Origin of the sequence: Pandoraea sp. (assembly GCF_041919235.1) — a bacterium.
Taxonomy (GTDB): Bacteria; Pseudomonadota; Gammaproteobacteria; order Burkholderiales; family Burkholderiaceae; genus Pandoraea.
Genome location: NZ_JAYRUC010000012.1, coordinates 133,516 through 154,859, shown reverse-complemented (window position 1 = coordinate 154,859; position 21,344 = coordinate 133,516). Strand labels below are relative to the sequence as shown.

Here is a 21,344-nt window from a genome sequence, read left to right as displayed (position 1 = left end):
TGCCGAACTGCTCAAGCAGCTCGGCGGGGATCGTCGGCAGCTCTGCCGGTGGGGTTTTGGGTTTGCGAGGCATCGTCACTCCTTGGCGACATGTTATGCCTCAAACACGAAATTTCCGACAGGCCCCGTCGCGACTCCGCTCTGGAAAGAAATCAGCGAATCCTCCGGCAAGAACGCGATACTGGACCTCGGCCTCGCCCGAGTGGAATTCAGCCTTCAGGAGTCGCCTCGCGTCCTCGCTCCCGGAGAGCAAACCGCAATCTCGGAGACCGCAACCGTCTTCAAGCCAGTGGCCAGCCTGCATGACAGGACGTCAATCGACGTGGCTCGTCAAACGGCCGACGGCCACACCGAGATCCTTGGCGGCGGATGGCGCTTTACCCGAGATGCGAACGCCGCCCATTCGGACCGCAACTACACCGTCAAGAAAGGCGAAAGCCTTTGGCAACTTGCCACGCGAGACGGCGTTACCGTGGATGACTACCTGCGTGCCAACCCGCAGATCAAGCATCCCGATCTGATCCAGGAAGGTCAAGTCATCAACCGGCCGAATCTGCCCGCCGTCACCAACGACTTCGACCTGAGTATCAAACCGGAACATCAGCTAGCCGAAGTCGGCGCTGGCGACTTCGAAAAGCAAACCCAACGGGTTGAAGATGGTTTCGTGACTGGCGGCGGCGGGTGGGATATCCGCTCGGCAGCAGACAAGCTGAACGGCGACCAGATGGTCGGTCGTTTCGTGGACAACACGGCCTCCGTCGCTTCCACGCGTATTCTTGCCGACGGTTGGCGGCCGGGTAACGGAAATCTGTCCGAGCCTGTCATCGATCGCATTCCACTGAAGGAAGGCAATAGCATCCTGAACGGCGTCAATGGGGCCATCGTCAACAGTCTTGGCGCATGGGCGCAGAAGGCTGCCCCAACCGATCCGCTCGTGCTCGATTTGAATGGCGATGGCGTGATGTTGACGGACTACGTGAGCGCGCCGGTCTGGTTCGATGCCGATAACGACGGTGGGAGCCTGGAGCAAACAGGATGGGTTTCGCCTGAGGACGGCATCGTTGTCCTCGATCGCAACGGCAACGGAACGATCGACAATATGTCCGAAGTCCTCTCGGAATATTTCGCTGGGACGTCTGGTATCGACGGCGCGGGGGGAGAAAAGCGCTACAAGGACGGCTTCGCGGCGCTAAAGAGTCTCGACAGTAATCGCGACAATGTCTTCGATAGCCGCGATGACGCTTGGCAACAGGTCAAGGTCTGGGTCGACGCCAACCACGACGGCAAGAGCTGGATGGATGCGAACGGCAATGGCCGCCTCGATCCTAACGAGCGCAGCGAACTGAAAGGCCTTGATGCGTTGGGCATTACGCGTATCGATCTCGACCCCGTTAGACAAAGCGGCGAAGTCCGTGATGGCAACGAGATTCTGGCCAGAGGGACATTCGTTCAACACGGACAAACGAAAGAGGCCGTGGCCGCGAACCTGTTGGTGAATCCGAATGGCAATACCTTCACGCCGAGTGGCAGCGGCACGATCGTTCGCACGGAACAAGGCGATTCACGCCTGGCGCCGGGAAGCGCATACGTTGCGGGCAGCGCGGGAGAAACCATCGACGTGGCGAAGAAGGGTGTGCGCAACGGCGTTGGTGGTCAAGGCAACGACATTCTGAAGGGCGACGCAGGCAACAATTGGCTGTCCGGTGGTGCGGGGGCGGATCGTCTTGAGGGTGGCAACGGCGACGATGTCCTGTTGATCGACGCGGACGATGTCCTGGTCAACGGCGGTGCCGGCACGGACATCGTGCATGTCGTCGGCGATCGCGGCGTCACATTGAATCTCGCGCAGAGTGAAGTCGAGATCGTCCAGGGCGGACGCGGCAACGACGTACTCGTCGGCGGTGGCCGAAGCAGCGTATTCATCGCGGGGGGTGACGGCGACGACATGATCGTCGGTGGCGCGGGCAACGACGCACTGTCGGGCGAGGATGGCGACGACGTCATAGATGGAGGTGCTGGCAACGATGTGATTCGTGGGCATCGTGGCCGCGACCGCCTGTTTGGCGGCGAAGGGGACGACTATCTGGACGGCGGTACTGACGATGACGTGCTGATGGGCGGCGCGGGCAACGATGTCCTGCGAGGCGGGGGGGGTGACGACACCATCGACGGCGGAGATGGTGTCGACATCATCGAGTTGTCCGGCCGGCTTTCCGAATACCGCATCGTGCCGGGCGAAGACGGCATCTGGATCAGCGATACCGTTGCCGGGCGCGATGGCACGGACTTCGTCAAGAACGTTGAAAAGGCCAATTTCACGGATGTCACGTTGGTCGACATTCCGAGCAGCAGCGGCGCAGGGTTGGAAAACCCGATGCCGGTCAAGGATGTTCTTATGCGTGACAAGAACGGTAAGCGTCTTGAGCGCAGCGGCGTGCACCTGATCGCGAAAGAGCAACTATTGGCCAACGATATCGATTTCCAGGGCGATGCGTTGCATATTTCGGCGGTGATGGAAGCCGTTGGCGGCACGGTCACGTTGACGGACGCCGGAGACGTGCTATTCACCCCGGACGCCACTTTTACCGGGTTCATGAGCTTTAAATACACGGTAGCCGATGCCAAAGGCAATCCCGCTGCCCTCGTAACGCAAGTCAGTACCGGCGAGCATGCGTCGGCGAGGGCGGCGGTGTTCCTGAAGACTGGCGATTTGCCGTCGGACGATCTGGTGACCGATCAATGGTACCTGGCCGACACGAACGTCCTGCCGGCCTGGCGCGACTATAGCGGCAAGGGGGTGCGCATCGGGCAATTCGAGACCCATGGATCGTTCGGCAACAGCAAGGAAGTGCTCGACTATCGGCATCGCGATCTGAAAGACAACATCGATCCCGAATGGTTGGCCGATGCCACGCCGGGGCGCAGGGCAGGCGAGGGGAGCGACGGCAAAATCTCCGACCATGCGACGCTGGTAGCCGGTGTCATGGTGGCCTCCCGAAATGGCGCCGGCGGAGTCGGCGTCGCGCACGGTGCAACCCTTGGCGGGCATTGGCTCGATGGCAAGGATATGTCGTCTCTCGCACGCATGCAGGAGTATGACGTTGTGAACCATAGCTGGGGATCGCGCGAACGATTTACGCTGCGGTACTCGGAGGCGAAAATCGGCGATCTGCCGCGCGAATACGTGGACGCCCTCGAACGCGGGCGCGATGGCCTCGGTACGGTGATCGTGATGGCGGCAGGCAATGACCGTGCCGTAGGCGGCAATGCTAACTACAGCAGCCTGACAAACTCCCATTCGAGCATTATTGTTGGCGCGATCAACGCAAAGACGGATCTGGGGCAGTTTCAGGTCCACCAACAGCCGTTCTCATCACGAGGGGCCAGCATCCTTGTGAGCGCGCCGGGCTCGAACGTGACGTCGACATCGAGCCTGCAGCAAAACGCCAATGGCTCCACGTTCGGTGCCGATGCGAAAACGGTGCAGGGCACCAGCTTTGCGACGCCGATCGTGTCGGGCATCGTCGCGTTGATGCTGGAGGCGAATCCGCGCTTGGGCTATCGCGACGTCCAGGAGATCCTGGCGCTGTCCGCGCGCAAGGTCGACGATTCGGAGACGGATTGGCAGATCAACGGTGCCACGCGTTGGAACGGCGGCGGCATGCATGTCAGCCACGACTACGGTTATGGACAAGTCGACGCGCGGGCGGCGGTTCGACTCGCTGAAACCTGGGTTGATCGGCAAGTGGCAGACAACCTTTACGGGGCGGTGAAAAGCCCGGAATCCGGTGTGCTGGATCGCGCTATCCCAGACGGAAATGCTGCCGGCCTCAAGCACACATTGGGTATCGCGGGCACTGGCGTTACCACGGAGCACGTGGAGGTTCGCATCCGGCTCACGCATGCTCGCCCCGGCGATCTGATCATCAAATTGATATCGCCGTCCGGCACGGAGTCCATCCTGATGGATCGTCCTGGACGGATACCCGGCGATGCCGCCTCCCGAGGAGATGCGCGCTTTGACGGCTCGAACACACTCGACTTCGTCTTCGGATCGGCCCGGCATCGCGGTGAGCGTGCCGATGGCAATTGGACCCTGCAAGTCATTGACACGGTGTCGGGCGACACAGGCATCCTGCACGACTGGAGTCTGAATGCCATGGGCCGGGGCTGGACCGCCAACGACCAATACGTGTATACGGACGAGTTTGCCAAACTCGCGGTCCACGGACGTGACGTTCTGGACGACACCAATGGCGGGAGTAACACGATCAACGTTGCCGCCGTTTCCAGCGGCAGTCGGGTGGATCTCGCGGCAGGAAACGCGACCATTGCCGGCGCTGCACTCACTATCCGGAATTCGGCCAACTTTACGAACCTCGTCGGCGGCGAGTTCGATGACGCGCTGACCGGCAACGACGGCACCAACATCCTCGTAGGCGGTCGAGGCAACGATACCCTTCGCGGTAATGGCGGTATGGATGTCTTGTTCGGCGGACTCGGTAACGACACCTTGACCGGCGGAACCGATGCGGACTTTTTCGTCATTGAACGCGACCCTGGATCAACAGATACGATTGCCGACTTTGCCATTGGGGAGGATTGCATCGTGTTGTCCGGACTGGGTGCGAATCCGTTGGCGCGCCTGAAATTATCGCAAGCGGGGAGCGATACCCGCATCGAACTGCCAGAGGGCCAGATCATGATTCTGAAGAACGTGAATGCAGGGAAATTGACGTCTCGTAATTTTCTGACGGTCGAAGCGGGATTGCGGCCATCGGAGGTGATCCACGGCAAACTCTTTGGGTTTGGCAGCGATGCGTCGGACCGCGAGCAGGTGCTGCCTGATGGCGGCGCGAACTACTGGGCGGGCGACGGGGATGACCGTGTCTTTGGCGGTACTGGCAACGACATCGTATATGGTGGCGCGGGAAACGATGTGCTGGTCGGTGAGACGTCGACCGACGCATTGTTGGGCGGCAACGATGTTCTTCACGGGGGCACGGGCGACGACGTTGTCCGCGGTGGTCCCGGTAACGACAGTCTTTGGGGCGATGAGGGCCTGGATTATCTCAACGGCGACGCCGGCGATGACACCCTTTACCTTGAAGGCGACCAAGGCTTGAACGAGTTTGCGAGTGGCGACCTGTTTGCCCGGAATCTCAACTTGCAAGGGGGCACGTTGACGGGAGCCGCCGTGGCGGGCGGTGCCGGCAATGATCGGTTCGTGGTGGTTGAGGATCGCAGTCCGTCTGCGTCGAATGGCCTGATGAAAAATCTTATCGAAGATTTCGAGGTCAACAATCCTGGTGAAAAGATCGATCTATCTCAAATCAGGGCGGTGTCATCTTTTAATGATCTGTCGTTCAGCAACATCATGATCGCCGGCCAACAGTTCCTGCGTGTCTTTTTGGGGCGTATGGCGTCCGGGACGCAATACGTCACGCTTCGGGGTGTTCGTCAGGAGCAACTGTCGGCGCGAAACTTCATCTTCGGTCAACCCCGCACGCAAGCCATCAACGTCCGCGTCTCGGGTACCGGTGGTAACGATCTACTGGTTGGTGATGCCGGAGGGAACACGCTGGATGGTGGTGCCGGTGCCGACGTCATGGAAGGCCGTACCGGAGACGATACGTACGTCGTCGATAACCCGGGGGACGTCGTCAAAGAGCTTGCAGGAGGTGGCTACGACACCGTCAAGTCGAGCATCAGTTATACACTGCCGGACGAAGTCGAGGCGCTGGCGTTGATCGGGTCAGACGCGATCAACGGCACGGGTAACGCCAAGGCAAACCGAATGGTTGGCAACGATGCAGACAACCGATTGGATGGCGGCGCTGGCGCCGACCTTTTGGCGGGCGGCAAGGGTAACGATACCTATATCGTTGACCACACGTCGGATCGTGTTGTGGAGTACGAGGGCCAAGGCAAGGATACCGTTCTCTCATCGGTGTCCTTCACGCTGGGGGATCACTTGGAAAACCTGACCTTGACCGGCGATGCCGACATCAACGGAACAGGCAATGCCCTGAGTAATCGTTTGATCGGTAACACGGCTGACAACCGTTTGCTTGGCGGGGCGGGCGACGATTGGTTGGACGGTGGTGCCGGCAACGACTATCTGATGGGCGGGGCGGGCTCGGATACCTATCTGTTCGGCAGGGGCTCCGGGCACGATACGATCTTCAACCACGATGAAGGGCGGGGCGCGCGCGACGTATTGCAGCTTGGTGCTAACGTTGGGGCGGATCAAATCTGGTTTCGCCGTCAGGGCGACGATCTGGAAGTCAGCATTGTGGGTTCCCAAGACGTTGCGACGGTTCGAAAGTGGTACGCGGGCCAGGAATTCCGGCTTGATCAGGTCAAACTGGCGGATGGTCGAACGCTGACGGACATCCAGGTTGATCAACTGGTGGATGCCATGGCCACCTTTGCCCCACCCGCTGCCGGACAGTCGTCGCTGCCCAATGACTACCGGACGGCGCTTACGCCGGTGCTTGCCGCCAACTGGCAGTGATTCCTGTGAATTAACGAATGCCAGGGCCGTCCGACGGGGTGTCTCCCAGCATCGACGCGGGCGCTCCGTGACGTGTCGACACGCCGCGACGGCCCTGGATCATTCCGCCGGAACTCCCTGTCGTCGGGCGATTCCGGCTCCCCAAATTGCTAAGCGATGTTCAATTCATATAAACCTCCGCCCGGGAACGGGGCGCGCCGCCGTGTGTTCCGCTGGCTGGGCATTTGTCTTTGCATCGTCCTGCCCGAGTCTTCATCTGCCACCGACTTGTTGAGTCTTTACCATGAGGCATTGCGCTTCGACGCGCGAATCTCTGGCGCGCGAGCCGCGCACTCTGCCGGCCAGGAGGCGTTGCCTCGGGCGCGAGCGCCATTGCTGCCGTCGGTGGAATTACGCGGTCATCTGACACGTGAGGAGGGGGGCACGTCCCGGGTCAGCACTCCCGGACAAACTGCCACCGGTTACACCATTTCCCTGAAGCAGCCGGTCTTTCATTGGGAAGCCTGGCAAGGCTATCAACAAGGCATTCTCACAGCGGCGAAAGCCGATATCACGCTGGCCAAGGCGAATCAGGAATTGATGCTTCGCGTTGCCGAGGCGTATTTCGAATTTCAGGAAGCGCAACATATTGCGTCGCTCGCGCATGCGCATCGCGTTGCGGTTGCCGAGCAATTGGCACAAGCGACGGCAAGCGTTCCGTTGGGAAATGCCACCATCGTTGACGTCCATGAGGCCGCCGCCAGTCATGATCAGGCGATTGCCGACGAGATTGATGCCCAAGGCACCGTCGATGTCAGGAGGAGCTCACTGGCAACCATTGTGGGGCGCAGGGTCGAAGAGGGTGATATGCCCCAGTTCAAGCAGCCGCTACCGGCGCCGGTGCCAAGGGAGGCCGGTCCCTGGGTTGATCAGGCTGAACGCCAAGCGTACCCGGTGCAGTTGGGCACGATGGCGCTTGAAATTGCTCGAAGGGAAACGGCTAAGGCTAGCGCCGGACACCTGCCTCGTGTTGACCTTGTGGCGAGCCGTGAGCGCCGGTACAGCGATGGCGGCCTGCCTTACTGGAACGGACGGCGGGACGCGAGCCAGGTGGGGATTCAGGTTCAGATTCCAATTTTCGCCGGGTTTGCCGTTCAGAGCCGAGTTCGCGAGACGCTGGCTTTGGTTGAGCAGGCGTCGGATGAACTCATGGATGTGCGGCGTGCCGCAGGTCTGGAAGCACGAAAGGCCTATTTAGGCGTCACCACTGGGTTGATGCGCATCGCTGCACTTCAGGTTGCGGAAACGTCTGCACTGACGGCGTTCGAATCAAACCGGTTTGGATATGAACATCATGTGCGCCCGAACGTCGATGTGCTTAACGCACAATACAAGCTGTATCGCGTGCGTCGCGAGCTTGCGCAAGCCCGATATCGCACGCTGATGGAAAGCCTGAAGCTCAAGGCGAGTACCGCGTCCCTTGCCGAGTCGGACATCGCAGCGACGAGCCACCTGCTGTCAAGTGCGTGACGACATGTGCCCGGAGTCCTCGATCCAACAGGAGGCTTCAAAAAAAACGCCCCGCGAACGACATTGTCGTTCGCGGGGCGTTTCAATGTGTAACGCTTTACGACTTGCTTACGCAGCGGCCAACAACTGACGCAGCACGAACGGCAGGATACCGCCGTGCTTGTAGTAATCCACTTCGATCGGCGTGTCGATGCGCAGCAGGACTTGCACCTTTTGCGTGTCGCCGTTCTTGCGATGGATCACCAGCGTGACGTCCTGTTGCGGCTTGATATCGGCAGACAGACCTTCGATGTCGTACGTCTCTTCGCCCGTGATACCGAGCGATTGCGCGCTGTCCGACCCCTTGAACTGCAGGGGCAACACGCCCATACCGACCAGGTTCGAGCGGTGGATGCGCTCGAACGAGCGCGCGATGACCGCCTTCACACCCAGCAGTTGCGTGCCCTTGGCTGCCCAGTCGCGCGACGAACCCGTGCCGTACTCTTCGCCACCGAACACCACCGTCGGGGTGTTCTCGCCAACATACTTCATCGCAGCGTCGTAGATCGACAACTGTTCGCCGCTCGGCTGGTGAATCGTCAGGCCGCCTTCGACGCGCGAACCGTCGGCCTTGACCGGGATCATCAGGTTCTTGATGCGAACGTTGGCGAACGTACCGCGCATCATCACTTCGTGGTTGCCGCGACGCGAACCGTAGCTGTTGAAGTCGGCCTTGAGCACGCCGTTTTCGAGCAGCCACTTGCCCGCCGGCGAGCTTTCCTTGATGGAGCCGGCCGGGCTGATGTGGTCGGTCGTGACCGAGTCACCGAACACGCCCAGGGCGCGTGCGCCGTGGATCGGCTCGATGTCGGTCTTCGGATCCATCGAGAAACCGTCGAAGAACGGCGGCTCGGCAATGTACGTCGACGTCGGCCAATCGTAGACCTGACCCTTCGAACCCTTGATCTTGGCCCACAGCGGGCTCGGTTCCTTGACCGAATCGTAGTTCGTCTTGAAGACCTTCGCGTTCATCGCGAACTTCATCAGCTTGTGAATTTCTTCGCTGGTCGGCCAAATGTCGCCCAGGAAGATCTCGCGCCCACCCTTGCCCTTGCCAACCGGCTCGGTCATCAGGTCGCGCGTCACGTTGCCGGCAATGGCGTAGGCCACGACCAGCGGGGGCGATGCGAGGAAGTTGGCGCGAATGTTCGGATGAATACGTGCTTCGAAGTTGCGGTTACCCGAGAGCACCGCAGCGGCGACCAGATCGTTCTTCACGATCGTGTCGTTCAGTTCGGCCGTCAGATCGCCGGCGTTACCGATACAGGTCGTGCAGCCGTAGGCCGTCACGCCGAAGCCCAGCTTCTCGAGGTACGGCAGCAGCCCGGCGGCTTCGAGGTACTCGGTCACCACACGGCTTCCCGGGGCGAGCGACGTCTTGATGTGCGGTGCGACCTTCAGGCCGGCTTCCACGGCCTTCTTGGCCAGCAGGCCGGCGGCAAGCAGCACGCTCGGGTTCGACGTGTTCGTGCACGACGTGATGGCAGCGATCAGCACATCGCCGTTCTTCACGTCGAGGCCGCTGTCGGTCTTGTACGTCGTGTCGAACTGTTCTTCGGTCTTGTTGAAACCGTTCTCGGCCACCGGCTTCGTGAACAGATCCTTGAAGGTCGACTTCACGTTACCGATCTCGATACGGTCTTGCGGACGCTTCGGGCCGGCCAGCGACGGCGCGACCGAGCCCAGATCCAGCTTGAGCGTCTTCGTATAGTCGATGTCGTTCGTCTTCGGAATGCCGAACAGCTTCTGGGCCTTGAAGTACGATTCGAATGCGTCGATTTCGCTCTTCGTGCGGCCCGTGCCCTTGAAGTAGTCGATGGTCTTTTCGTCGACCGGGAAGAAGCCCATCGTGGCGCCGTATTCCGGAGCCATGTTCGCGATCGTTGCGCGGTCCGGCAGGGCCAGGCTGGCCGTGCCTTCGCCGAAGAATTCGACGAACTTGCCGACCACCTTCTCCTTGCGCAGCATTTCGGTGATCGTGAGCACCAGGTCGGTGGCGGTCACGCCTTCGCGCAGACGGCCCGTCAGTTCCACACCGACGACGTCAGGCGTCAGGAAGTACACCGGTTGACCCAGCATGCCCGCTTCGGCCTCGATACCGCCCACGCCCCAGCCCACCACACCGATACCGTTGATCATGGTCGTGTGGCTGTCGGTGCCCACCAGGGTGTCCGGGTAGTACACGTGGTCCTTCTTGTGCACGCCGCGTGCGAGATATTCCAGGTTCACCTGGTGCACGATGCCGTAGCCCGGTTGCACAACGCCGAACGTGTCGAACGCCTGCATCCCCCACTTCATGAACTGGTAGCGCTCGTTGTTGCGCTGGAATTCCAGCTTCATGTTCAAGTCGAGCGCCTTCTTCTCGCGGAAGTGGTCGATCTGGACCGAGTGGTCAACCACCAGATCCACCGGCACGAGCGGCTCGATGCGCTTCGGGTTCTTGCCCTGGCGCTCGGCGACGTTACGCATGGCAGCCAGATCGGCCAGCAGCGGCACGCCGGTGAAATCCTGCAGCACGACACGCGCCACGACGAACGGAATCTCGTCGACGCGCTCGGCGTTCGGCTTCCAATTGGCCAGTTGCTTGACGTGCGCTTCGGTCACTTTCTTGCCGTCGCAATTGCGCAGCACCGACTCGAGCACGATACGGATCGACACCGGCAGGCGTTCGACGTTCACACCCAGGGCTTTACCCAGTTGGGGCAGCGAGTAGAACTTGCCTTTCTTGTCGCCGCTGAGCTTGAACTCTTTAAGCGTTTTGTGGAGGTTGTGGGCCATGATCTTTCCTTGAGTGATACAGAAAAACGAAGCGGTGGTGATGCGATTCAATGGGGGCCGGCATCGCACGGACACAGGCCGGCGTGCCCGAGGCGACACCGGTACGTCGAGTGTCCGGCGTACCGGGTATTGCAGGTATTGCTAAGACTTCGGCAGGAAAGCGGCTGGCGCGTCATGCGATCGGTGTCGGTGTCAAGCGAGCGGGGCTCAGTTGGAAACCTTGATCAGTTCGACCGATTGCGTCGGAGCGAGCTTGTCATGCTCCGCCATCGCTTGCGTCAGGCAATCGTCCGCCAGTCGGCTACCGCCATCGCGGTGGGTGAACAGCATCGCCTTGGCCGGAATGACGACCAGATCCAATCCGCTGGCGGCGTCATAGAAGCGGTCGGCGCCGGTCGTCGTCTGCTGACGCGGCAGCTTGTAGCTGCGACCGTCCCAGAACATCGTGAGAATCTGATCGCGCTTCATGTCGCCCTTGATGAACAGCTTGTGGTTCTCCGTGCAGCTCCACAGTTCCGAACCTTCGACCGGCTGCGCCTTCGGCGCTGCAGCAACCGCCGCTTTCTTCTTGGCCGGTGCCCGCTTCCGGATGGGGGCCTTTTTCTTCGCCTCGGCTTTCTTCACCGTGGCCTTGGCAGGGGCCGATTCAGCGGCAAACGCAGTCGGCAGGAGGGCCGCCGAGCAGAGGGCAACCAGCGCAGTCAGATAAAGCTTCTTCATGGTGAGTCTCCAAACAATCGGTAAGGGCCGACAAAAGCGCAGATTATCGTACGAAGTCTGCGTCCATCGACGTCACCATACAAATTTTTTCAATTCCTTCCGGCCAAGCGCAGCGGACGGCGGCGTTGCGGAGCGGCGTCGCCGAGCGGTATGTTGCGGTGCGGAATTCGGCATCGCGCCGCGCCGGGCTGCGCTCACGCATGAAGTCGCCCTCGATGAGGGCCATGGTGGCCATGGCGTGCATGGGGCGGGATGCTTGGCGAAGCAAACGCAGGGGGAAGCGCGGCACACCTGTTGCGGGCATTGCGCAGACACCGGGCGTTCGGTGCGGTGCGCGTTGTGCGGCAGTTCGGCGTTGCATTCGCTTGGCCAAGAAATCGCTCGATGTTGCGTGGGGGAGTGCCAGGGTCATAGCGCGATAGATGGCGCGGATTTCCGCGCAACTTGTCGTCACTGGAACTGCGGACGTTGAAATCATTCCCTCAATGGCGGGAGTTGCGCCGGCACTGGGGGTGAGCTGCCGGCGCAGCTTCGGCCCCCGGCGACGCTTTTGGCGCCGCGCGGGGCCGAGTCCCCGGGGGATTAGCCCAGCAGATGTGCCACGCCTGCGCGCTCTTCTTCGAGCTCGTTCAGCGTGATGTTCATCTTCTCGCGCGAGTAGGCGTCGATCTCGAGGCCTTCCACGCGCTTGTACTTGCCGTTTTCACAGATCACCGGAACGCCGTAGATCACGTCTTGGGGGATACCGTACGAGCCGTCCGACGGGATACCCATCGTGACCCACTTGCCGTTCGAGCCCAGCACCCAGTCATGGATGTGGTCGATGGCCGCATTGGCTGCCGACGCTGCCGACGACAGGCCACGGGCCTCGATGATGGCGGCGCCGCGCTTGCCGACGGTCGGCAGGAACACGTCGTTGTTCCACACGTCGTCGCTGATCATCGACTTCACGCTCTGGCCGTCGATCGTGGCGAAGCGGTAGTCGGCGTACATGGTCGGCGAGTGGTTGCCCCACACGGCCAGCTTTTCGATGCTGGCGACCGGCTTGCCGGTCTTGGCGGCGAGTTGCGACAGTGCACGGTTGTGATCCAGGCGCAGCATCGCGGTGAAGTTTTCCTTCGGCAGGTTCGGTGCCGACTTCATGGCAATGTAGGCATTCGTGTTGGCCGGATTGCCGACCACCAGCACCTTGACGTCGCGCTTGGCGACTTCGTCCAGCGCCTTGCCCTGCACCGTGAAGATGGCGCCGTTGGCTTCGAGCAAGTCCTTGCGCTCCATACCCTTCGAGCGCGGACGGGCGCCCACCAGCAGGGCGACGTCGGCATCCTTGAACGCGACCTTGGGGTCGTCGGTGACAACCACGCCGGCGAGCAGCGGGAACGCGCAGTCTTCCAGCTCCATCACGACGCCCTTGACGGCGGCTTGTGCTTGCGGGAGGTCGAGCAGTTGCAGGATGACGGGCTGATCCTTGCCAAGCATGTCGCCGTTGGCGATGCGGAACAGCAGGGAGTAGCCGATTTGGCCAGCGGCGCCGGTGACGGCGACACGCATTGCGGGTTTTGCCATGAGAATCTCTCCAGACGTGTACAAATTCCTGCGAAGCTCAGGATAAGCTCGCCGTCCGGGTGGCTTTTTGCCAGGCTGACAGCGCCGCGTCACATGAAGCTTCTAAAATTCCTTGACCTACGGAAGCTTGCGGGCTGCGGGGTGTGCTGCAATCGATGAGTGCGAAGCGCCGGACTCTCTTCTCTTATAAGATAGCCGTGCTGCGGCGGCAGGCCCCTGTTAGCCCGCGTCAGTGTAGGAGTCGCCACACCGAATGTCAACTGTATCTTATGTCTTATATAAGACATAGGATTATTGCTGTTATTCGATGGACGAAGGTCTTGATTTGTGGTCAAATCGCCGCCATGAATGCGAATGTTCGCGACACATCCAACATCACGCCGCCTGTCGATGCCCCGCAGAGACCGGACAGCGCGCGCGACGCCGTACCGGCCTCCCAGGCCTTGCAGGGTACGGCTGTTGCGGGGGCGTCGCCCACCTTCAGTCCGCTGTATCAGCAGATCAAGGGGCTCATTACCCAAAGCCTGCAGGCGGGTGAATGGAAGCCCAGCGAAATCATTCCCAGCGAAGTCGATCTGGCCGCCCGCTACAAGGTGAGTCAGGGAACGGTGCGCAAAGCCATCGACGAGTTGGCTGCCGAGAATTTGCTCGTACGCCGTCAGGGGCGCGGCACGTTCGTCGCGACCCATCACGAGGACCGGGTACAGTTCCGGTTTCTGCGTCTCGCGCCCGATTCGGGCGAACCCCATCATCCGCCCAGCCGTCTGATCGAGTGCCGCCGCATGCGCGCGCCGGCGGAAATCGCGCGCCAGCTCGATCTTCGTGCGGGCGATGGCGTCATTCTGATTCGCCGCATGATGGATTTCTCGGACCGACCGACGGTGCTTGACGAAATCTGGCTGCCGGGCGCGTTGTTCCGCGGGTTGACGGCGGAAAAGCTCAATGAGTACAAGGGGCCGATGTACGGCCTGTTCGAAGATGAATTCGGCACACGCATGATCCGCGCCGTGGAAAAAGTTCGCGCCGTGGCCGCGGACGACATGACCGCAGAACTGCTCAAGGTGCCGAAGGGGTTTCCGCTGCTGAGCGTCGAGCGCGTTTCCTACACTTATGGGGACAAACCGGTGGAAGTGCGCCGGGGTTGGTATGTCACCACGGAACACCATTACCAGAACGAATTGAGTTGAGAGGGTAGGGCGGCTTTCCAGGGGCGCGCCGGTGTCGTGGCCGGCAAGCGCCTGAAAGCCTGGGCTTGAGGGGCGGTGCAGCGCGCGCCGTTGGCAGGAATTTCCGGAGCATTGGAACCGGTATGGTGCAACGCACTAGAATCGGCGCTAAAATCCGGGGCTGGTGTAACTACATGGGGTCTAGCATGGCTGAAGTGGTAAAAAAAGAGCGGCCAGTCTACAGGAACATCGGTATCGGACAGATTGTCACGTACCGTCTCCCGGTGGCTGGTATCGTTTCCATTCTGCACCGTATTAGCGGTGTGATCTTGTTCCTTCTGTTGCCGTTCGCACTTTTTCTGTTCGAACAGAGCCTCACGTCGGAACTCAGCTTCGACGTTCTGCGAAGCATCGCCTCCAACTGGTTTGTCAAACTTGTCATCCTGGCATTGTCGTGGGGCTTCCTGCACCATTTCTGTGCCGGCGTGCGTCACCTGCGCATGGACTTCAATCACGACGCCGTGAGCAAGGAAGGTGGCAAGCAGTCGGCAGTGGTCGTTCTGACCGTGTCGCTGGTGCTGACGCTGGCTGTCGCCCTCAAGCTGTTCGGAGCGTTCTAACATGGCACAGAACAATATCGGTTCGAAGCGCCTTGTCGTCGGCGCCCACTACGGCCTGCGCGACTGGATCGCACAGCGCATGACCGCGGTCATCATGGCCGCGTACACCGTCATCCTGCTGGTGTGGTTCTTTACCGCCAAGGATTTCTCCTACGAAGGCTGGGCTGGCATCTTCGCGCATCAGTGGATGAAGCTGGCCACGTTCGTCACGCTGCTCGCACTGTTCTATCACGCATGGGTCGGCATTCGCGACATCTGGATGGACTACGTCAAGCCTGTCGGTGTGCGACTGGCGCTGTACGCGCTGACGATCGTCTGGCTGCTGGCTTGTGCCGGCTATGCCGCGCAGATTCTGTGGAGAGTGTAAAGAATGGCTGCAATTAAAAATTCGCTGCCGCGCCGCCGCTTTGACGTTGTCATCGTGGGCGCAGGTGGTTCGGGCATGCGCGCATCGCTGCAACTGGCCAAGGCCGGACTGTCGGTGGCCGTGCTGTCCAAGGTGTTCCCCACCCGTTCGCATACCGTGGCCGCTCAGGGCGGCATTGGCGCTTCGCTCGGCAACATGAGCGAAGACAACTGGCATTACCACTTTTACGACACGATCAAGGGTTCCGACTGGCTCGGCGACCAGGACGCGATCGAGTTCATGTGCCGTCAGGCGCCGAACGCCGTCTACGAGCTGGAACACTTCGGCATGCCGTTCGACCGTAATCCGGACGGCACGATTTACCAGCGCCCGTTCGGCGGCCACACGGCCAATTACGGCGAGAAGCCGGTTCAGCGCGCTTGCGCGGCGGCCGACCGTACCGGTCACGCCCTGCTGCATACGCTGTATCAACAGAACGTGGCCGCCAAGACCCACTTCTTCGTGGAGTGGATGGCGCTTGATCTGATCCGCAACGAAGAGGGCGATGTCCTCGGCGTGTCGGCGCTGGAACTCGAAACCGGCGACGTCTACCTGCTCGAAGGCAAATGCACGTTGTTCGCGACCGGCGGTGCCGGCCGTGTGTACGCTGCGTCGACCAATGCGTTCATCAATACCGGTGACGGTCTGGGCATGGCCGCGCGTGCGGGCATTCCGCTCGAAGACATGGAATTCTGGCAATTCCACCCGACCGGCGTGGCCGGTGCGGGCGTGCTGATCACCGAAGGCGTGCGCGGCGAAGGCGGTATTCTGCGTAACTCGAACGGCGAGCGCTTCATGGAGCGCTATGCCCCGACGCTCAAGGATCTGGCGCCGCGCGATTTCGTGTCGCGTTCGATGGACCAGGAAATCAAGGAAGGCCGCGGCTGTGGCCCGAACGGCGACTACGTGCTGCTCGACCTCTCGCACATCGGTGCCGAGACGATCATGAAGCGCCTGCCGTCGATTCGCGAAATCGCGCTGAAGTTCGCCAACGTCGACGCGATCAAGGAACCGATCCCCGTCGTGCCGACCATCCACTATCAGATGGGCGGTATTCCGACGAACTACAACGGTCAGGTCGTCTTGCAGAAGGATGGCTCGTCGGTCCCGGTCAACGGTTTCTACGCTGTGGGCGAATGCTCGTGCGTGTCGGTCCACGGTGCGAACCGTCTGGGCACGAACTCGCTGCTCGACCTGGTGGTGTTCGGCCGCGCGGCCGGAAATCACATCGTCGATTTCGTGAAGAACCATGGCGACCACAAGCCGCTGCCCGCCGATGCAGGCGAGAACGCACTGGCGCGTCTGGGCCGTCTGGAAGGTTCCAGCTCGGGCGAGTACGCACAGGATATCGCCAACGACATCCGGGCAACGATGCAGAAGCACGCGGGCGTGTTCCGTACCTCGGCACTGCTCAAGGAAGGTGTCGACGAGATCAAGCAGGTGGCCGAGCGCGTGTCGAACGTGCACCTCAAGGACAAGTCGAAGGTGTTCAACACGGCGCGCATGGAAGCGCTGGAAGTCGACAACCTGATCGAAGTGGCCAAGGCCACCATGATCGCTGCCGAAGCTCGCAAGGAAAGCCGTGGCGCGCACGCGCACAGCGATTATCCGGAGCGCGACGACGCCAACTGGATGCGCCACTCGCTGTACTTCAGCGAAGGCAACCGTCTGGATTACAAGCCGGTGCAGATGAAGCCGCTGACCGTCGACTCGGTTCCGCCCAAGGCGCGGACGTTCTAAGGGATTCGCAAGATCATGAAACGCATTTTCGAAGTCTACCGCTACGATCCGGACAAAGACGCCGCACCGTATATGCAGACCTACGAGGTTGAACTCGACGGTCACGAGCGCATGCTGCTCGACGCCTTGGTCAAGCTCAAGAAGCTCGACGAAGGCATCGCTTTCCGCCGCTCATGCCGCGAAGGCGTGTGCGGTTCGGACGCGATGAACATCAACGGCAAGAACGGTCTGGCGTGCCTGACCAACATGAACGATCTGCCGAACAAGATCGTTCTGAAGCCGCTGCCGGGGCTGCCCGTCATTCGCGATCTGATCGTCGACATGACGCACTTCTTCAACCAGTACCACTCGATCAAGCCGTACCTGATCAACCCCGAGCCGGCACCGGAGAAGGAGCGTCTGCAGTCGCCCGAGCAGCGCGACGAGTTGGACGGCCTGTACGAGTGCATTCTGTGCGCGTCGTGCTCCACGTCGTGCCCGAGCTTCTGGTGGAACCCGGACAAGTTCGTCGGCCCGGCGGGTCTGCTGCAGGCTTACCGCTTCATCGCGGACAGCCGCGACACGGCAACCGGCGAGCGTCTGGATAACCTGGAAGATCCGTACCGCCTGTTCCGCTGCCACACGATCATGAACTGCGTGGATGTGTGCCCGAAGGGTCTGAACCCGACGAAGGCCATCGGCAAGATCAAGGAGCTGATGGTGCGTCGCGCCGTCTGAGCCAACGATCATGCCGGATATCACTCACCAGTCCGATCCGGTCAAACGTGCCCGCCTGCGTTGGCGGGCACGCCGCGGTTTGCTGGAAAACGACCTCATTCTCGAACGCTTCTTCGCGAAGTACGAAGCCTCGATGACCGACGAGGATGTGGGCGCCCTAACGAAGCTGCTCGATTTGAGCGACAACGATTTGATGGATCTGCTGCTAGCGCGTAAAGAGCCCGAGGCGGATCTGGACGGGCCGGACGTGCAGCGCCTGCTGGCGCTTCTGCGTGCCGTGTAGGGTTTAAGTATTTTTTTGAGGAAGCGATATGACTCCGTCTGATGTTAAAGCCACCCTATCTTTCTCTGACGATTCGCCCAGCGTCGAACTGCCGATCTATCAGGGAACGATGGGCCCGGATGTAATCGACATCCGCAAGCTGTACGGCCAGACCGGCAAGTTTACGTATGACCCGGGCTTTATGTCGACGGCGTCGTGCAATTCCGCCATCACCTACATCGATGGCGACAAGGGCGAGCTGCTCTACCGTGGCTACCCGATCGAGCAGTTGGCGACCCACTGCGACTTCCTCGAAACCTCGTACCTGCTGCTCAAGGGCGAACTGCCCGACGCAAAGCAGAAGGCGGAATTCGTCAAGACCGTGACCCGTCACACGATGGTGCACGAGCAGATGAACTTCTTCTTCCGTGGTTTCCGTCGTGACGCGCATCCGATGGCTGTGCTGACCGGCTCGGTCGGTGCGCTGTCCGCGTTCTACCACGACTCGCTGGACATCAACAATCCGACGCACCGTGAAGTCTCGGCGATCCGTCTGATGGCCAAGCTGCCGACGCTCGTCGCGATGGCATACAAGTACAGCATCGGTCAGCCGTTCGTGTACCCGCGCAACGACCTGTCGTACAGCGCGAACTTCATGCGCATGATGTTCGCCAACCCGTGCGAAGAGTACGAAGTCAACGACGTGCTGGTGCGCGCGCTCGACCGTATCCTGATCCTGCACGCCGATCACGAGCAGAACGCCTCCACGTCGACCGTGCGTCTGGCCGGCTCGTCGGGTGCGAACCCGTTCGCCTGTATCGCTGCCGGTATCGCGTGTCTGTGGGGTCCGGCGCACGGTGGTGCGAACGAAGCCGCCCTGAACATGCTCGAGCAGATCGGTTCGTCGGCCAACATCCCTGAGTTCATCAAGCAGGTGAAGGACAAGAACTCGGGCGTGAAGCTCATGGGCTTCGGTCACCGCGTGTACAAGAACTACGACCCGCGCGCCAAGCTCATGCGCGAGACGTGCTACGAAGTGCTCAACGAACTCGGCCTGCATGACGACCCGCTGTTCAAGCTGGCGATGCAACTCGAGAAGATTGCCCTGGAAGACGAATACTTCGTGTCGCGCAAGCTGTACCCGAACGTCGACTTCTACTCGGGTATCGTTCAGCGCGCACTCGGCATTCCGACGTCGATGTTTACCTGCATCTTCGCCTTGGCACGCACCGTGGGCTGGATCGCGCAGTGGAACGAAATGATCGGGGAGCCGGATCAGAAGATCGGCCGTCCGCGTCAGTTGTTCATCGGTCACACGCCGCGCGACGTCGCGCCGATGGACAAGCGTTAAGCTTGCCCGAGGCGCCCGGCACGGCCCCCGCTTGCCGTGCCGGCACCGTAACCTTGCCGAAACGGCAAGGCGGTGCGGCCCGCAACGAGCCCTCGTTGCGCTATATTCGAAGCCACGGCATAAGCTGCCGTGATTCGCACAAATCCCCGGTTGATCGTGCGTTTACCGCCCGGTTTTCCGGGGATTTCGTATTCCCGCCAGCGCGAAAGCGCTATGGCATAATCAAAAGTTCCAGAACGATTGTTGTTCTCAGAACGATATTCAGCCCCGCGTTTTTATCATGGCCAAGACGCTGTATGACAAGTTGTGGGATGCACATGTCGTGCATACCGAGGACGATGGCACTACGTTGCTCTACATCGACCGTCATCTGCTGCACGAGGTGACCAGCCCGCAGGCGTTTGAGGGGCTGAAACTCGCGCAGCGTCCGGTCTGGCGGCTGTCCGCCAACCTCGCGGTGTCGGATCACAACGTGCCGACCACCGACCGTACGCAAGGCATCGTCGATCCGATCTCGCGTTTGCAGGTCGACACGCTCGACGCGAACTGCGACGGCTTCGGCATTACCCAATTCAAGATGAACGACGTCCGTCAGGGCATCGTGCACGTGATCGGCCCGGAGCAGGGCGCAACGCTGCCCGGCATGACGGTGGTCTGTGGCGACTCGCATACGTCCACGCATGGTGCGTTCGGCGCGCTGGCGTTCGGCATCGGCACGTCCGAAGTCGAGCACACGCTCGCGACGCAGACGTTGCTCATGAAGAAGAGCAAGAACATGCTCGTGAAGGTCGAAGGCACGCTGCCGCGCGGCTGTTCCGCCAAGGACATCGTGCTGGCAGTCATCGGCAAGATCGGCACCGCCGGCGGCACGGGCTACACGATCGAGTTCGCCGGCTCGGCGATCCGCTCGCTCACGATGGAAGGCCGCATGACGGTGTGCAACATGGCCATCGAGGCCGGGGCGCGCGCGGGGCTGGTGGGCGTGGACGACACGACGATCAACTACGTGAAGGGCCGTCCGTACTCGCCCACGGGCGTGGAATTCCAGCAGGCCGAAGCCTACTGGCGCACGTTCCACTCCGATCCTGGCGCCGCGTTCGATCGCGTGATCGAGATCGACGCCAATACGCTGCGTCCGCAGGTGAGCTGGGGGACGTCGCCGGAGATGGTCGTGAGCATCGAAGACCGTGTGCCCGATCCCGAGAAGGAGAAGGACCCGGTCAAGCGCGGCGCCATGGAGCGCGCGCTCGAGTACATGGCGCTCACGCCGGACACGCCAATGGCAAGCATCAACGTCGACAAGGTGTTCATCGGCTCTTGCACCAACTCGCGCATTGAGGATATCCGCGCTGCGGCATACGTCGTGAAGAAGCTCGGTCGCCGTGTGGCGTCGAACGTGCGTCTGGCGATGGTCGTGCCGGGGTCGGGGCTCGTGAAGCAACAGGCTGAGCAGGAAGGACTCGATCAGGTCTTCAAGGCCGCCGGCTTCGAATGGCGTGAGCCGGGCTGTTCGATGTGTCTGGCGATGAACGCCGACCGACTGGAGCCGGGCGAGCGCTGTGCGTCGACCTCGAATCGCAACTTCGAAGGCCGGCAGGGCGCGGGTGGGCGTACCCACCTCGTGAGCCCGGCAATGGCCGCAGCGGCGGCCATCGAAGGCCACTTCGTCGACGTGCGGCGTCTGGTCTGACGCGCTCGCATCGATTCAACCGTCGTTTGACATCGTCTTTGACAGAGAAAAAACCATGAAGAAACTGTGGATGCTGATCGGTGCGTTGCTGGTGCTGGGCGTTGCGGGCTGCAATACGATGGCGGGCCTTGGCAAGGACACGCAAGCGGCCGGGTCGGCCCTCGAAAACGCTGCGAAGAAGTGATGCGACGGTGCGCGTCGCGCCGGCCATCGCCGCGCGCGCGCACCTACGAAATTATCGGCTTGAACGGCCTCGGTGCTAC

Annotated in this window: 15 protein-coding genes; 11 read left to right on the top strand and 4 right to left on the bottom strand. The window is 61.1% G+C overall.

Annotated elements, in window-relative coordinates:
* Positions 1-82 precede the first annotated feature (82 nt).
* The gene (locus ACE3UG_RS11990) at positions 83-6,517 is read left to right on the top strand and encodes a S8 family serine peptidase (protein WP_374624062.1); all 6,435 of its coding nucleotides are present in this window, start codon (positions 83-85) and stop codon (positions 6,515-6,517) included.
* 204 nt (positions 6,518-6,721) lie between these two features.
* Entirely contained in the window at positions 6,722-8,026 is a 1,305-nt protein-coding gene (locus ACE3UG_RS11985; protein WP_374624059.1) for a TolC family outer membrane protein, read from the top strand.
* Positions 8,027-8,134: 108 nt separating this feature from the next.
* On the opposite strand, the gene acnA is transcribed toward ACE3UG_RS11985, so the two are convergent.
* The 4 genes from acnA to ACE3UG_RS11965 form a co-directional block, all read right to left on the bottom strand.
* The gene (gene acnA, locus ACE3UG_RS11980; protein ID WP_374624056.1) at positions 8,135-10,843 is read right to left on the bottom strand and encodes an aconitate hydratase AcnA; all 2,709 of its coding nucleotides are present in this window, start codon (positions 10,841-10,843) and stop codon (positions 8,135-8,137) included.
* Positions 10,844-11,050: 207 nt separating this feature from the next.
* Positions 11,051-11,563, bottom strand: coding sequence for a hypothetical protein (locus tag ACE3UG_RS11975; RefSeq protein ID WP_374624053.1), 513 nt, complete (start codon positions 11,561-11,563; stop codon positions 11,051-11,053).
* Positions 11,564-11,606: 43 nt separating this feature from the next.
* Complete coding sequence (locus ACE3UG_RS11970; RefSeq protein WP_374624050.1) at positions 11,607-11,807, bottom strand: hypothetical protein; 201 nt, start codon at positions 11,805-11,807, stop codon at positions 11,607-11,609.
* A gap of 338 nt (positions 11,808-12,145) precedes the next feature.
* Positions 12,146-13,129: a malate dehydrogenase gene (locus ACE3UG_RS11965; protein WP_374624047.1), complete on the bottom strand. Its 984-nt coding sequence runs from the start codon at positions 13,127-13,129 to the stop codon at positions 12,146-12,148.
* 344 nt (positions 13,130-13,473) lie between these two features.
* Between ACE3UG_RS11965 and ACE3UG_RS11960 the strand changes: the two genes are divergently transcribed.
* The 9 genes from ACE3UG_RS11960 to ACE3UG_RS11920 all read left to right on the top strand — a co-directional run bounded on the left by ACE3UG_RS11960 (position 13,474) and on the right by ACE3UG_RS11920 (position 21,265).
* Positions 13,474-14,316, top strand: coding sequence for a GntR family transcriptional regulator (locus ACE3UG_RS11960; RefSeq protein WP_374624044.1), 843 nt, complete (start codon positions 13,474-13,476; stop codon positions 14,314-14,316).
* Positions 14,317-14,501: 185 nt separating this feature from the next.
* A complete protein-coding gene (gene sdhC, locus ACE3UG_RS11955) occupies positions 14,502-14,915 on the top strand; it encodes a succinate dehydrogenase, cytochrome b556 subunit (RefSeq protein WP_374624041.1) in 414 nt (137 codons plus the stop codon).
* A 1-nt stretch (position 14,916) separates the two neighbouring features.
* Entirely contained in the window at positions 14,917-15,282 is a 366-nt protein-coding gene (gene sdhD / locus ACE3UG_RS11950) for a succinate dehydrogenase, hydrophobic membrane anchor protein (RefSeq protein WP_374624038.1), read from the top strand.
* A gap of 3 nt (positions 15,283-15,285) precedes the next feature.
* Positions 15,286-17,061, top strand: coding sequence for a succinate dehydrogenase flavoprotein subunit (sdhA, locus tag ACE3UG_RS11945; RefSeq protein WP_374624035.1), 1,776 nt, complete (start codon positions 15,286-15,288; stop codon positions 17,059-17,061).
* Between the two features lie 12 nt (positions 17,062-17,073).
* Positions 17,074-17,778: a succinate dehydrogenase iron-sulfur subunit gene (locus tag ACE3UG_RS11940; protein WP_026131782.1), complete on the top strand. Its 705-nt coding sequence runs from the start codon at positions 17,074-17,076 to the stop codon at positions 17,776-17,778.
* A gap of 10 nt (positions 17,779-17,788) precedes the next feature.
* Positions 17,789-18,061, top strand: coding sequence for a succinate dehydrogenase assembly factor 2 (locus tag ACE3UG_RS11935; RefSeq protein ID WP_374624032.1), 273 nt, complete (start codon positions 17,789-17,791; stop codon positions 18,059-18,061).
* Between the two features lie 28 nt (positions 18,062-18,089).
* The gene (locus ACE3UG_RS11930; protein ID WP_374624029.1) at positions 18,090-19,391 is read left to right on the top strand and encodes a citrate synthase; all 1,302 of its coding nucleotides are present in this window, start codon (positions 18,090-18,092) and stop codon (positions 19,389-19,391) included.
* 280 nt (positions 19,392-19,671) lie between these two features.
* Positions 19,672-21,081: a 3-isopropylmalate dehydratase large subunit gene (gene leuC / locus ACE3UG_RS11925; protein ID WP_374624026.1), complete on the top strand. Its 1,410-nt coding sequence runs from the start codon at positions 19,672-19,674 to the stop codon at positions 21,079-21,081.
* Positions 21,082-21,136: 55 nt separating this feature from the next.
* On the top strand, positions 21,137-21,265 hold the full coding sequence (locus ACE3UG_RS11920) for an entericidin A/B family lipoprotein (RefSeq protein ID WP_150589622.1): 129 nt from the start codon (positions 21,137-21,139) through the stop codon (positions 21,263-21,265).
* Positions 21,266-21,344: the final 79 nt, after the last annotated feature.